Below are 15,643 nucleotides of genomic sequence, written 5' to 3' on the forward strand. Positions count from 1 at the left end.
TCAACTCACTGATGCTAAGGCATCGCCTCGTCTCAAAAAATAAAAATCTCACCTGCCTGACGGCAAAGGCAGGTCAAAAATCTTAGAAATCATAAAATTTGATAGTTTTCTTAGAGGCACTAAGTACAGATTTTAAATATATGTAATTTTATTAGAGTATCTAAATATATAAAAAAATATTATTATTAGTTTTTTGAAAATATGATTTTTCTCGTATCTTGCAAATAATAATAATCTTTGTAATTAAATTTAAATCATGAAAAACATCTTCATTACATACAACAAAAATTCTGAAATTGGGGAAAATACAGCATTAAGAATGCAAACACTTCAAAGTTTATATGGATTAAAAATATTCTTACCATACAGACTGCACTCCAAAAGTATTTCAAATGAAACAAAAATAAGAATAGAAAAATCTCGTTTTATTCTTGCATTTTCTATTGACAAATTTACAGAAACACTTAAAGAAGAGTTAGAATATGCACTAGCAAAAAATAAACCTGTTGTAGTAATATATGACGAACAACAAGGAAAAAACATTAAATTTAATAAGAATAAAAATGTTGAAGAGGTTTATATTGATTATTACAATACAGATGAAGCATTACATCAAATCTCAGATTTCTTAAGAACAAAATTCTCCAATGCTGAAAAAAAACAAACAGAAAATGCAATTGGAATTGGACTTGTTGCAATAGGTCTTGGTTTACTTGTAAACTGGGCTTTAACAGATAAATAATAAATATGGGGTATAAATCTGCAATACTTGATACCTCTGTACTTATGGTATTATATCATCTTAATTTACTACAATATCTTCACTTATTTTACAATAAAGTTAGAATACCAAGAGAAGTAGAACGAGAGTTTTTAGAAAAAAATAAAAATAGCATAGAGAGAAGTAAACGATTTGAATTTCTGATGAATTTTTATTTGAAAAATAAAACTTGGTTTATTCGCTGTAATGAATATAATACTGACCTTGTTAAAATATATTTAAGTGTCAAAGGCATTGATAAAGGAGAAGCGGAAGCCTTTGCACAAAATCAAGCATTTGGAAATATTCATGAGATACTACTTGACGAAAAGCAAGCCCGTAAGTTTGCAAATATGGAAAATATTCAACATCATGGTGTTTTATTTATTCTTGCAAACTTAGATATCAAATATGGAGCTTGCAATTACTTTGATGCTGTTAAAACTGCAAAGAATGAATTAAAAACATTTTTTTCAAAAAAAATAACCATACAAGTCTATAATAAAATAAAAGGAACAAGCTAGTGAAACTAATCAATTACTTATAGTAGATAAGAAAATTGTTTGTTTTGCAAAGGTTTTAAAAACAAAACCAAAAATATTTCTTTTTTAGAGTAAATTCATGGTTCTATGTTGATTTGAGTGAGTGAAAAAATATTAAAGCCACAGATTAAAATTAATTTACATTCATTATTCTAATAAGATATATGCAGAGCGGTCATAAATTGCGTTTTACTATACCGTGTAAACGAATAATAATAAATACGTTAAACATAGTGCAAAAGCTCAAATTATGTCCAGTCGAAGTATATGTCCTTTAGTTCAGATATATCTGGATTTGGCGAAACTTCATTAATTATTACCTTCTCAAGTTTCGCATAATAATTCTGTGTGCTAACACATTTATTATCTGACTGTTATATTATGTATTTTTTCTTAGTGCACCTTTGTGCCTTGGTGTCTTTGTGGCAAGACATTGATAATTAGCCACGAATATTCTAAGACACTAAGAATCACAAAGTATGAAACAATTCATTATGGAATTATTATACTATTGATATTCTTTATGTTATCACAACTCGACATTTAATAAGTTTCCGAATGTCAATTCTTTATATTCAAATGCGAAACTTGAGTTACCTTTTAGAAAACTAAAGGAAAATTCTGCATATCCTCTGCTCATTCCATTATCCCCTAAAGAGGATGCCATCACACTCAGTGAGTTAGATTTTCCCCTTTAGGGAATTTAAAGGGTACAGATAGGCAAATAATGAGTTTTCTTATAAGCACTAATTACAAAAAGAGTAATTTTTTAATCTGTGAATCAAATTTGATTACCCACACAAATTAACATAGAGCCTACTTTTTAATGCAAAATCACATAAAAATTCCAGTTTATTTTACAATGCTTAAATGTCTTCTGAAGAAAAAATTCTTAGTATCAAAAAATTATTCTATATTTGATATTCTATTTTGATATATAATAGTTCAATAAAATGAAAAATTACTTCTAAATAAATTAAAAATAAGTGCTTATAAAATTATAAATCAAGGTAGTTCTCCATATAATGATGAACTTTCTCCAAAAGATAAAGATAGTATTTTAAATACAGTTAAAGATAAGAGGTTTAAAATAGCTGTAAAGTCATTTACTAATCAGGATAGTATCTTGTTATGAAATATGTTTACAATAAATTTATCTATTAAACCGAATATTAGAAATTACTTATAAATACATTTTCTATTTAATCCGTAAACGGTTTTTCTTCCCTATAAAGTAGGTATTTAAAATCATCAATTTGACATTTTGTTTGCTAAAAAATTTACCTTACCAATGTTACAGTTCCTGAATAAATTTTTGCTTCTTCTTCTTTTCGTTGTACTGTAATATAGTAATAATAAACATCTATCTTACAATTATTGCCTTTAAAAGTACCATCCCAGCCTTTAAACTTATCTTTAGATTCAAATATACGTTCTCCCCAACGGTTATAAATTTTTATTTGTTTTTCATTAATTCCTTCAGCACCAATGTCAAAAGTATCATTTATTCCATCTCCGTTGGGGCTGAAAGCATTTGGTATATAAATATCATTTTTGCAATTTTCCAATATAATTATTGTATCAGAATTTTTACATCCATAAACATTTTCAACAAAAAGATAATAAGTATCAGGTTGAGATAGATATATTTTTCTATCTGTGCTGTTTGACGGTATCCAAAGCCATTTTACAAAATTACCACCATCCAGTAAAATTGTTTCTCCTTTTTTTGGGCAAAAATTCAGGTCTGGACCAAGGTCGGGTTTTGGATTTTCGTACATAATAACTTCTGTACTGTCTGTCTCATAACATTTATTATCTGATATTTTTAGGGTATAGACTCCGCTTTGAGTAATCGTTATTGATTTTTGATAACTTCCTGTACTCCAGTTATAGCTTACATTATCGGCTTTTGCTGTGAGGTTTATTTCTTCTCCTTCACAAAAGGTAGTATCAGTTGGTAAAAATTCTTTTGGCAAAAGTATTAAATTCACCATTATACTATCCTTGATTGTACATCCCCGTTTTTTTGCAGTTACTGTAAATAACCCACTATTTAAGGGAGTTAAAGAAACGGAAGTATCACCGTTATTCCATAAAAAAGAATAAAACGGAGTTGGAGCAGTTGTTTTTATTTTAGATATTTCACAAAAAACAGTATCTTCTGATGACAGTAATTGATAATTTATGCTTTCTTCTTTTACTTCAAAATCTAATGAATAATGGCATGTACCTTTTGAAATTTCAAGACTATACAAGCCGGTATCTACAATAGTAATTTGTTGGGTTGTATCTCCTGTTGACCATAAATAAGTAGCCCCGTTATTTCTTGCATCAAAAACAAGTTTTTCGGAATAGCATAGGTTAGTGTCTCTTATATCAATCTTTTCTATGCTGTCATATAGACAAAGGTAAAGACCTGATGTATCATAAATACCATCTTCGCAGGTTACAAGAATTACTTTATATCTGCCGGGTTGCATAAATGTATGCTCAGGTTCTTTTATGCAGGAAGTATTATTTACACCTGATAATATATCACCGAAATTCCAGAAGAAACTATCTGCATTTTTTCTTGCTGCCAGTGTAAATTTTATTGGTTCTTTAAGGCAGCTATGGCTTATGTAAAACTTTGAGATTGGAGAAGTGCGGGAAATCCTTCCCCGATGATAATGATGATGAAGCATTGTAAAATCTAACTTCGAGATATCAGGATTAATTTCATTAGGATTATTAATGAGAAAACTGAATTTTTTTTCAGGATTATGTTTAATAAATCCCAAATAAACTTTACTATCCATTCCTATTGCCATACCAACAAAGCTACCTTCATCTTTTTGATTGACTTTTAATAGTTTTAAACTTTGTGCAATTTGCAATGAATCGCCTGATGAAAGGTCGTATTGATACAAAGGGAAAATAATATCCATTAAATTTGAATCATAACTAAAACAACATATATATAATTTTGATTCATCAGGTGAATATTTAATAGATGCCATGTGATTAAATTGAGGATTTTGAATATATGATGGCAGTGAAAATGAAAAAAAAGAATTGGAAAAATCAACTTTTCCTGTGTTTGTATTAAATTTGTAAATACTTATTATTGAATCATCTCTGTTTGGAATAAAGTATTTCCCATTATTTGAAATATGAAAATGGAATTCTTCATCCGAATTATTTTTCAAAACAGATTTTACCGGCTTAACAGAAAAAGAATCTTTGGTAAGCAGAAATGATTTTATAGTATCCGATTCTGTTGATAGTATCCAGTAATCTGTATTATTTGCTGCTTTAACAACTGTAATACAATGATACGCATTTCCATCTTTACCTTTATTACTTAAATAAAAAAGATTAGTATATTTTCGAATAACCGCCCCTTTACCATTATCGATATTCATATCAATAATGGTTCGGTTCAGGCTAACATCTCCCGAATCTAATGGACTCGGGTTATTATGTAAACTATTTGCAAAAAAAATATTATATATATTTCCCTTTCCGGGCTGAGGAACAATTGTTTTAGTATCTCCAAAACGACCAAACTCAGCTAATCCGAACATCCTGTGTTGAGTAGCATTTTTGCCACCTTTCATCATTTTGTAATCACTATTATAAATATTTGACTGGTCAGCAATAAATAATAAATTCCCGTCTTTATCACTGATTACTTCCGTTGTCATAGCATCAGTAAATATTGATTTTATCGAATCGGGAACAATATTATTTTGTATGTTATGGCAATTAAAAGATGTAGAAAAAATATTATAATAATAAGAAGGACCTGTTGATTTAAATGTATTAGACATCTCAAACTGTGTATAAGCTTTAGTTGAAAAAAACAATATCAACCATATAAATATGAGAAATTGTTTTATAAAAAAAACAACCCTGTGATTATAAAACCACAGGGTTAATAGTTGCCTATAATTTTGTGATTTTAACACTTGTACTTTTCCCTTCTGATTTTATTAATAGAAAATAAACACCTTTTTCCAAACTTTGTATATTAAAATTAAGCTTAGTAAGTTCACCATTAGAAATATATTGTTTTGTTTGAATTTTTTCACCCTTAGTTGAATATATTTCAAATATATATTCTTTCTTAATCTCTGCTACAAATTTAACAAAAAATTTATTATTTGTTGGATTTGGATATATTTTAAAATTAGTATAGTCAAATTCTGTTTCAATTATTCCTGTTGAATTACTTCTGTAAGTCAGTGAATTTTCATGATATCTGCTAAAAAAATTGTTGTTACCATCTCCATCGTTACCTTTACTTCCATCTGAACCTGATTGGGGACATGATGCATATAAACAAGACCTCCAATCCAGACATTTACTCCAACATGTATTAAAATTATTTGTTAGATAACCGGTACTCTTTGTATATATATATTCATTATTGTCAAAATAAGTATAATCAGCAGTATTATTTCCGGGTAATGTACCATTTCCTATTGCCAAAAAGCAATTATTACAACCACTACCAGCACCACCATCATCAAGTTCACATTTATAAATATCTGTATGAGTTTCTGTAGGTCTGGTTGAATTTCCATCAATTGTAGTTATTACGTCACATTTTAATTCCTTATCATTTTCATTATAAGTGCAAAGTATGTCTCCATTTAAATTCCAAAATGCCCATTCATTATCATTAGGATAGTATTGAGAAATTTCACAATACGATAAATGCCTGAAAGCATCCTCACAACGACATATAAATTCTGATTCAGTTATTATTGGTAGATAACTCCAAGTACATCCAGACACATCCAAATCTAAAGTTCCCCATGTACCTGTGCTACCTGTACTGGGATTTGGTTCAGCACCTATTCCTCCACTTCCACCAGTTCCTCCTCTCAGTTCAATAGATAGATTTAGTTGTTGGTTGCCGTATTCAAAAAGAATCATTCCTGCATCTCCACCTTTACCTCCATTTCCACCTCCTGCTCCATCTCCATTAAAGCCTGGAGTTCCAGGTGCACCAGGTCCATATATACCACATATACCATCTCCACCGTTGCCACCATCTCCACCTTTACCTCCTATTCCACTACCATTTCCATCTTGCCCGTCATTTCCGTTTTTACCATTAGACAACAACACAGCAGCACCATTACGGAGGTCAACATTATTTGCCCTTATATAAATAGCACCTCCACCGGCACCTCCATTGCCACCATTACCACCTGAATAACCATTTTCACCAAGAGTGCCATCAGTACCATTATATCCTCCGGCACCTCCACCGCCACCATGTCCACCTGCACCACCACTATCACCACTATCACCACCATTTCCGCCATTTCCTAACAATAACTTTGAAAACTGATTTGGTAAAACTGCAGTAGAAGCACCATCAGTTCCTTCTTGTCCTGCTATTCCAATTTTAAAACCACCTGCTCCTCCATTACCTCCTTCATTATTACTATACAAATAATTAATAACCCATGAAACATTCCTATGTCCATGGTTATAATCTTCAGCATCTTTTCCATTTCTCTTATTTTTATCAGATAATACTAAACCACCTTTACCTAAATCTCCTGTGTTTACATTTGGACCTATAGTTCCTCCATCACCACCATAGTATCCTTTTCCATTTGCCTTAACTTTCCCATCATCACTAAATGTTAGAGTATTATTTACAAAAAAACAAACAATACCACCGCCAGTTACAGAATTATACGGTTCACAAGTTACTGTTTTTGTGCCATTTATTGTAAGATTGGAATACTGAGGAATTCTTATAACCTGTACAATATCAGCAACAATATAGTTATTCAGAAATATACCTGTAAATACTAAAGAACTTCCATTATTTTGGGAAACTTTGTTTACTTCATAATTACCTGCATCTGGTCCTTCCATTTGTACAATTAGTACTCTGTCATTTACAGAAAAAGAACCTGTTAAATTAATGAAAGTTATTTCTTTGTTATTATTATCAATTACATCAGCAATCCCCCTCGTTCCATCAGTTTTTAATTCTGATGCGAAAGTAGGACTACCATCAATTCCATTTCCATAATAATAATCTTGTGGTTGAGATTCAAATGCAATAAAAATCAACACAATTAATGTTATTATATTTTTTAATTTCATCGTTTTAAAATTTAGATCATTTAAATATTTTTTTTAATAAAGTCTAATCCAAAATCCTACCTTGATAGTAAGGTTTTTGGGTGTTTGTAGCTAAGTTATTACACTTGTTTAATTAGCGTTAGCTCAAGTAAACCCAAAAACCGTCTTTCTCAAAACTGATATTAAATAGTTTTTCCTAACGATTACATTGGTCTTTTTTCCTCCTTTTGTTGAAATTTTTATTTTAAAGTATTTAATTTCACAAATAATAAATAATCTGAGTATAAAACAGATATAACACAGGAACCGTAACTCACTGATTTGTGTGTGTGTGTGTGTGTAAAAACCATATTCAAATTATTTTTTTAGAATACAAATGTAATAAATATTTATTAAAGTTGTACTTTTATTTTTAAAAAAATTATTTTTAAAATTACGAATTATCATAGAAATATATAAGTTTTTATTTTTTTGAAAAAGTAAAGCATAATTTTATCAAAAAAAAATAGTACATTTGATATTCTATTTGTTAGTAGTTAATTTTATGTAATAAAAAATTACTTCTAAATAAATTAAAAATAAGTGCTTATAAAGAATTTTTACAAATAAATAATTATGAAAATATTTAAAAAGTTTTACAGCTTGCTATTTCTGAGTTTGCTAATTTTATCTTCAATTAATATATACTCTCAAAATAAAGATGAATTAATCAATCCTGATAATTTCGACCCATTATTTTTAAATTCACTTATACTTTCCAATATTAATGACTACCGCCTCCAACAAGGATTTGAAGCATTAACAATAAACCCAATTTTGGCGAAAGCAGCTGATGATCAAGCATTTTATATGGCTTGGAAACAAGAAGAAACCCTTGAAAATAAAAAAGGTAAAAAAACTACATCAGAGCGAGTAATGCTATATGGAGGAACAAATCAAGTAACAGAACTTGTTGAAAAAACTTATGTCAGGCGTGGAAGAGAGCCATATACCTACAAATATGTCGCTAAAGAAATATCTGATACTTGGATTGACAGAAAAAAGACAGAAGAAGTTGTAGCAGAACAAAAATATATTCTCGCAGGTTTAGGTTCCTTTATTGACATTGAAAAGAAAAAAGTATATGTTTCCTTAGTATTAGGAAATCATAAATCATTTAACACAGGAGCAAAAAAACGTGATATGCTGGAAGTACCTTTTTCAAAAAGGAAATATTGGTTAAAACCTTATGATGATAAAACTTGCAGGAGATGTGAACGAATAGAAAATATTGAACGCTTTCAAAAAGGACTTTTTGTAAAAGATGGAAAAATATATTTTAAATGTTCACGTGCTGATTACAGAGACTTTAGACGATTAATCCGCAATAAGAAAAACGGCATTGCTGTAGATATTGTACAAAAATTACAATACAGTTGCGAAATGGAAGATAATATTGTTGATTACAACAACCTTAACAAAGGTGTTATGCTTAAGCCTATGTATTCAAAAAAAATATATCGTAAAAATTTGATTAAAGGAAAAAGAGTACGTGAATTTTATTTTGAATTAGGTAATTTTCCCGAAAGCATTGATGGTAAATACGAATTAAATCTTTTAATCATTCAAGATAAGCATGTATGCAAAACCATTACTCAAACATACATACAGGAAGGAAAATCTAATTTTCTAAATCCCCTATCACTTGTTCCTGATACAATTTCAATTGATGTGAATTCACTTTACTATCCTGTACCCGATACAACATGGTTAACATTTAGAATCCCATTCGACAAAAATAAATTTGAATATAATCCTGAGGATATGCAACCCTTTCTTGAGGCATTAAACGAACCTGAATTTTTCATTCAAAGGTTAACAATTATTGCTGTATCTTCAATTGAAGGTAGTGTTAAACGCAATAAAGAATTGCAAGAAAAACGTGCCAAAAGCATTGTAGAAGCACTTGAAAAAAGACAAAAATCTAGTATAGTTTCTGATGTTTCAACCAATAACAGTTGGGGACTTTTTAGAGCAGACGTAATGGATTCCAAATATAGCAAAATTGCTAATATGTCTATGGAGGAGGCAAAAGAATATATAAGTAGAAAAGGAATGTGGAATGAGCTTGAACCCATCCTAGAAAAACATAGATTTGCCGATATTGACATGGAAGTAGTTTATGATATAACAGGCGAAAACGAACAAGCTTTTGTTGTTGACAAATTCAATAAAACAATAAAACAAGAAGATATTCCTTTTGCTTTTGGTATTCAAAAATTTATTCTTAATCAAGTTGTTCAGGGAATTTATAATGCTGATGCAGTTAAAAACATGAAGATACCTGACAAAGATTATCTTGGTCCATTTCACATAAATAAAATGTTCCTTGAACAAATAACCACAGAAAATAAACTCAAACCCAGCTATCGCGAAAAAATAAACACCTTACATAAATATGCTCCAAATAATGTTTATATCTATTTTAATAAAATGTGCTGTGATGTTTACTTTGGAAAAATTGTTAAAAATTCAGAAATAAGAGAAACTCAATCAATAATAAAGAAATTTTATGAAACGGATATTCCAAAAGAATATATTGATGATCTAGACCTTAACTTTCAATTTAGAATTATTAAACTCTGCGACACACTTGATGAGCCTAACAAAACTGTTTTAGCCGCTTTTGAAAAAGTAAAAGAATTGGTTAAAATTGATGATACAGATTGTAAAAACGCCCTTGAACTAGCCAAATTATTTATTAATTACGAAGACTATAGATTTGCAGGTAAAATTCTGGATAAATACATTGACAAACCTAAAGTAAATAAAGATTTTATTTTTACTTACATAGCAATTTGTTCACACTCACAAGCTCGAATAATGTCTAATAAATTTTACAGAGCACTTAACCATGCAGCAGCAATTGATAAAAAAAGATATTGTGAGCTATTTAATGGCAATAAATTTTCATTTCAAATATTTGACAATCCTTTTGTAAAACAAACTTATTGTAAAACTTGCTACATGAAAAAATAGATTCTATGTCAAATACTGGGGGTAATAAAATTTAATTCACAGATTATAAAATAGTCATGACCCCTGTCATAAAATTACTCTTTTTGTAATTAATGAATTTTCGCCAAAGTTTACAATTAAACCTAAAGTGTATATATATTAATTTTAATCTGTGAATCTGTGGCAATTTGATTAACCACACAAATCAACATAGGACAAAAAAAAAGGATAAATATTTCGTCTTATGAAAGTTGAGATTTGTGATAAATTTGAAATTTCTTTTTCATTTATTTATTGTCATTTAAAATTTTTGTACATTTATCCTGAATCAGCTATACCACAATTCTATTATTTTTCCTAAATTCTATATATTTGTAATTTGTTTTAAACGACTAAATTCAATATTAATAATTGATAAAGTAAAAAATTCATAATGATAAATACTGATATTTACAAACCCAAAAATCATATACGCATTGTAACAGCAGCTTCATTATTTGATGGACATGATGCTACCATTAATATTATAAGAAGAATTCTACAATCCTCAGGTGCAGAAGTTATTCACCTTGGTCATGACCGTTCTGTTCATGAAATTGTGGAATGTGCTGTACAAGAAGATGTCCAAGCAATCGCAATTACTTCTTATCAAGGCGGTCATAATGAGTATTTTAAATACATGTACGATTTACTAAAAGAAAAAGGCTGTTCACACATTAAAATATTTGGTGGCGGTGGTGGAGTAATTTTACCTAATGAAATAAAAGACCTTCAAGATTACGGTATCGTTAAATTATATTCTCCTGATGATGGCAGAACACTTGGACTGCAAGGAATGATAAATGATTTATTAAAAAAAGCAGATTTTCCTACAGGAAAGAATGTAAATGGTGAATTTGAAAAATTAAACACAAATAAACAATACAATATTGCTAGGATAATTTCTGCTGCTGAGAATTTTCCTGATACAATAAAAACAAAACTTAATGAACTAAATAAAAAAAGAAAAGAAATAAAAACACCTGTATTAGGAATCACAGGAACAGGTGGTTCAGGTAAATCATCACTCGTTGATGAAATAGTACGTAGATTTCTCTTGGATTTTCCTGAGAAAACCATAGCAATTATATGTGCCGACCCTTCAAAACGTAGAACAGGAGGAGCATTACTCGGTGATAGAATACGCATGAATTCTATTGATAATCCTAGAGTTTATATGAGATCACTTGCTACAAGAATGTCTAATCTTACTTTATCAAATTATGTAAACGATGCTGTTAATGTTGTGGTAGTAGCCGGTTATGATTTAATAATTTTAGAAACATCAGGAATTGGTCAATCAGATACTGAAATTGTTGACCACAGTGATCTTGCTTTATATGTTATGACACCTGAATATGGTGCTCCTACTCAGCTTGAGAAAATAGATATGCTCGATTATGCAGACATTATTGCTTTAAATAAATTTGATAAAAGAGGAGCATTGGATTCTTTGCGTGATGTAAAAAAACAATATGCAAGAAACCATCAACTATGGCATGACAGTCAAGATTCAATGCCTGTATTTGGAACTATTGCCTCACAATTTAATGACCCCGGAGTAAATAAATTTTATAATGCTCTTATTAAAAAAATTAAAGAAAAAACAGGAGCAAACTTTGAAAGTTCATTTTTGGAAGATGCAGAATTCTCTGAAAAAATTCATATTATTCCTCCAAAAAGAGTTAGATATTTATCTGAAATTGCCGACTCCATTAGAGCTTACAACAAATGGTCGGATAATCAGGCAGAAATTGCTGAAAGACTATTTGCTATAAATAAAACTTTAGATGAAATTGAAGATTCTGAAAATAATATTAAGAAAGTACTTGAAGAAAAATATAAAACATTAGAACTGGAATTAGACCCTAAAAATAAAATAATAATTGATAATTGGGACGCAAAATTAAAGAAGTACAAAGACCCTATATTTTCATTTAAAGTACGAGACAAAGAAATTAAAATTCAAACACATACAGAATCATTATCCCATTTACAGATTCCAAAAATTTCATTACCAAAATACAAATCATGGGGTGACATTTTAAAATGGAACTTAACAGAAAACGTACCGGGCGAATTCCCTTATGCAGCAGGTGTATTCCCTTTCAAACGCGAAGGTGAAGACCCAACAAGAATGTTTGCAGGAGAAGGCGGACCCGAAAGAACAAACAAACGCTTCCATTACGTTTCTTATGGATTAGATGCCAAAAGGCTTTCTACAGCTTTTGATTCGGTAACACTTTATGGCAGAAACCCTGGAACAAGACCTGATATTTATGGAAAGATTGGTAACTCAGGTGTTTCCATCAGTTGCCTTGATGATGCAAAAAAACTCTATTCAGGATTTAGACTTACAGACCCGAAAACTTCCGTTTCCATGACAATTAACGGACCTGCACCATCAATGACAGGATATTTTATGAATGCCGCTATTGACCAAGAGTGTGAAGTTTACATTAAAGAAAATGGACTTCTAAAAGATGTTGAAAAAAAGATAAAAGATATTTTTAAAAAGAAAGGAACAAAACTACCTGAATATAGTGGTGAATTACCAAAAGGTCATAATGGATTAGGCTTAATGCTACTTGGAGTTACAGGGGAAATGCTTCTACCCGAAGATGTTTATTTGAAAATAAAAACAGATACAATTTCTAAAGTTAGAGGTACTATTCAAGCAGATATTCTGAAAGAAGACCAAGGGCAAAATACTTGCATTTTCTCAACCGATTTTTCTCTCAAATTAATGGGCGATATGCAAGAATATTTTAATCTCAATAACATCCGAAACTTCTATTCTGTTTCAATATCAGGTTATCATATTGCCGAGGCTGGTGCCAATCCTATTTCTCAACTTGCATTTACTCTTTCCAATGGTTTTACTTACGTTGAATATTACGCCTCCAGAGGAATGGATATTAACAAATTTGCACCTAACTTATCCTTTTTCTTTTCCAATGGACTTGACCCCGAATATTCTGTACTTGGCCGTGTTGCAAGACTTATTTGGTCAAAAGGAATGAAGTATAAATACGAAGCAAATGAACGTTCTCAAAAGTTAAAATATCACATTCAAACATCAGGGCGTTCCTTACATTCTCAAGAAATTGATTTTAACGATATCAGAACAAGCCTTCAAGCACTTTATGCAATTTATGATAATTGTAACTCACTACATACCAATTCTTATGATGAAGCAATTACAACCCCAACAGAAGAATCGGTTAGAAGAGCATTAGCTATTCAGATGATTATAAACCATGAATACGGACTTGCAAAAAATCAGAATCCACTGCAAGGCTCTTTTATAATTGAAGAATTAACGGAACTCGTAGAAGAAGCTGTTCTTTCTGAGTTTGATAAAATTACCGAAAGAGGTGGTGTGCTTGGCTCAATGGAAACAATGTATCAAAGAAATAAAATACAGGAAGAATCTTTATATTATGAAACATTGAAGAATTCAGGGGAATTACCAATAATGGGTGTTAACACCTTTTTATCTTCAGAAGGCTCTCCTACTGTTATTCCGGGGGAAGTAATTCGCTCAACCGAAAAAGAAAAGAAAGCCCAAATAGAAACTGTTGATAATCTTCATAAAACATATCCTGAAAAAGCAAAAATTCTTCTTGAAGAATTACAGATTACAGCCCGAAAAAATGGAAATGTTTTTGAAAAACTTATGGAAGCTACTAAATACTGTTCCATTGGTGAAATAACAAATGCACTTTACGAAGTTGGTGGTCAATATAGGAGGAATATGTAAGTTCTATCTGACAATTATGCTATGATTGATATTTTTATTCGTTTTTTTGGCAATTCAATTAAATATGTTTTATATCTTTGTAGGCAGTTTTAACCTGATAAAGTAACTATGAGAGATAAGTACATTTCAAAGCAATCTAATGAAATTCTGACATTTTTTAATGAACAGGACAGATATTGTTTTGACTATGAACTTGCAAAAAAGGCATTGCCAAAATCTAATGATAGTGCGTTAAGAGAGTTGCTCAGCGATATGACACGCAGAGGACTTTTAATGAGAGTGAAAAGAGGATTGTATTACGTAATTCCGTATGAACAAGACGCTGAAACATTTATGCCCGATTGGCATTTGTTAGCTAAATATTTAGTGCAAGATGCAAAATATTACATAGGCTACTATTCTGCTTTGCAAGCTCACAATTTAATTACTCAACCATCATTAAAAGAACAAATTGTAGTTTCAAAACAAGTAAGACCATCAGAAATTAAAGTTAAAGAAGTGCCATTTCAATTTATTTACCATAACGAAAAGCATTTTTTTGGAACAAAGAAAATTTGGATAGATAATTTTAACAAAGTTGTTTGTTCCGACCTTGAAAAAACAATAATTGATTGTTTATTTAAACCTGACTATGCAGGAGGAATTGTAGAAATAGCAAGAGCAATTTACATTTCTCGCGATAAAATCAAATTTAATGTTTTACTGGATTATGCCGTAAAATTTAATTCACAAGCGGTAGTAAAACGACTTGGATTTATTTTAGAAATATTAAAAATTGAAACAAACACAATTGAAGATTTACAGAAATTGAAAACGAGTTCCGTTGTGCTTTTAGATACAGAACTTCCAAAATCGGGAAAAATAAAAACCAAATGGAGTATTCAACAAAATATTGAAACAGAAACCATTAAAACAGCTATCTATACATGATAAAACAGGGAGAAATACAAAGAAAAGCCCGAACAGTAGGTGTTCGAGACCAGCAAATTGAAAAAGATTACATCTTATCTTGGATTTTGCAAGCTGTGGCTATGCATAACAAATTAGCGAAAGCAATTGTTTTTAAGGGTGGAACGGTATTGAAAAAAGTATATTTTGAAGATTACAGATTTTCGGAAGACCTTGATTTTACATTGCTAGATGATAATATTCCCAATCAACAAATCTTTGATTATTTCAATGAAGTATTTGAATATGTAAGAGAAGAAGCAAATATCCCATTAGAAATAATTGATGATAACGAACATCAAGATGGTGGAATAAATTTTTACATAAGTTATATTGGTCCACTTGGCGGAATGGGAACAAATAAACGAGTGAAAGTGGATATTTCGAGAAGTAAAAAATTACAGTTTGAACCAACTTGGCTCTCCTACACCCTAGAAAAAAAATACCCTCATTTTTTTGAGTATAATAAATCGTAAATAACTCATACTCAGTAAT

The 15,643-nt window shown here is 30.2% G+C and carries 8 protein-coding genes; 6 read left to right on the forward strand and 2 right to left on the reverse strand.

Annotated features, from left to right (window positions below; all coding sequences use genetic code 11):
- Positions 1 to 256: 256 nt before the first annotated feature.
- Together U9R42_04300 and U9R42_04305 are read left to right on the forward strand one after the other, a co-directional pair.
- The gene (locus tag U9R42_04300) at positions 257 to 742 is read left to right on the forward strand and encodes a hypothetical protein (GenBank protein MEA3495237.1); all 486 of its coding nucleotides are present in this window, start codon (positions 257 to 259) and stop codon (positions 740 to 742) included.
- A gap of 5 nt (positions 743 to 747) precedes the next feature.
- On the forward strand, positions 748 to 1,284 hold the full coding sequence (locus U9R42_04305; protein MEA3495238.1) for a hypothetical protein: 537 nt from the start codon (positions 748 to 750) through the stop codon (positions 1,282 to 1,284).
- Positions 1,285 to 2,582: 1,298 nt separating this feature from the next.
- On the opposite strand, the gene U9R42_04310 is transcribed toward U9R42_04305, so the two are convergent.
- A complete protein-coding gene (locus U9R42_04310) occupies positions 2,583 to 5,117 on the reverse strand; it encodes a gliding motility-associated C-terminal domain-containing protein (protein MEA3495239.1) in 2,535 nt (844 codons plus the stop codon).
- A 115-nt stretch (positions 5,118 to 5,232) separates the two neighbouring features.
- Positions 5,233 to 7,422 (reverse strand): T9SS type A sorting domain-containing protein, encoded by a 2,190-nt coding sequence (locus U9R42_04315; GenBank protein ID MEA3495240.1) that lies wholly within the window; start codon positions 7,420 to 7,422, stop codon positions 5,233 to 5,235.
- A 594-nt stretch (positions 7,423 to 8,016) separates the two neighbouring features.
- On the opposite strand from U9R42_04315, the gene U9R42_04320 reads away from it, so the two are divergent.
- The 4 genes from U9R42_04320 (at position 8,017) to U9R42_04335 (ending at position 15,624) form a co-directional block, all read left to right on the forward strand.
- On the forward strand, positions 8,017 to 10,419 hold the full coding sequence (locus U9R42_04320) for a CAP domain-containing protein (protein MEA3495241.1): 2,403 nt from the start codon (positions 8,017 to 8,019) through the stop codon (positions 10,417 to 10,419).
- A 412-nt stretch (positions 10,420 to 10,831) separates the two neighbouring features.
- The gene (locus U9R42_04325) at positions 10,832 to 14,200 is read left to right on the forward strand and encodes a methylmalonyl-CoA mutase family protein (protein MEA3495242.1); all 3,369 of its coding nucleotides are present in this window, start codon (positions 10,832 to 10,834) and stop codon (positions 14,198 to 14,200) included.
- Positions 14,201 to 14,308: 108 nt separating this feature from the next.
- Positions 14,309 to 15,130, forward strand: coding sequence for a transcriptional regulator (locus U9R42_04330; protein MEA3495243.1), 822 nt, complete (start codon positions 14,309 to 14,311; stop codon positions 15,128 to 15,130).
- Positions 15,127 to 15,624, forward strand: a complete 498-nt coding sequence (locus U9R42_04335) for a nucleotidyl transferase AbiEii/AbiGii toxin family protein (protein MEA3495244.1) — start codon at positions 15,127 to 15,129, stop codon at positions 15,622 to 15,624. Before U9R42_04330 ends, U9R42_04335 begins: the two co-directional genes overlap by 4 nt.
- Positions 15,625 to 15,643: the final 19 nt, after the last annotated feature.

Source organism: Bacteroidota bacterium (assembly GCA_034723125.1).
Lineage (GTDB): Bacteria > Bacteroidota > Bacteroidia > CAILMK01 > JAAYUY01 > JAYEOP01.

What these genes read in the sequence shown, in the direction of transcription:
- U9R42_04300 (MEA3495237.1), top strand. Translation starts at nt 257, where the DNA reads ATGAAAAACATCTTCATTACATACAACAAAAATTCTGAAATTGGGGAA.
- U9R42_04305 (MEA3495238.1), top strand. Translation starts at nt 748, where the DNA reads ATGGGGTATAAATCTGCAATACTTGATACCTCTGTACTTATGGTATTA.
- U9R42_04310 (MEA3495239.1), bottom strand. Translation starts at nt 5,117, where the DNA reads ATGTCTAATACATTTAAATCAACAGGTCCTTCTTATTATTATAATATT.
- U9R42_04315 (MEA3495240.1), bottom strand. Translation starts at nt 7,422, where the DNA reads ATGAAATTAAAAAATATAATAACATTAATTGTGTTGATTTTTATTGCA.
- U9R42_04320 (MEA3495241.1), top strand. Translation starts at nt 8,017, where the DNA reads ATGAAAATATTTAAAAAGTTTTACAGCTTGCTATTTCTGAGTTTGCTA.
- U9R42_04325 (MEA3495242.1), top strand. Translation starts at nt 10,832, where the DNA reads ATGATAAATACTGATATTTACAAACCCAAAAATCATATACGCATTGTA.
- U9R42_04330 (MEA3495243.1), top strand. Translation starts at nt 14,309, where the DNA reads ATGAGAGATAAGTACATTTCAAAGCAATCTAATGAAATTCTGACATTT.
- U9R42_04335 (MEA3495244.1), top strand. Translation starts at nt 15,127, where the DNA reads ATGATAAAACAGGGAGAAATACAAAGAAAAGCCCGAACAGTAGGTGTT.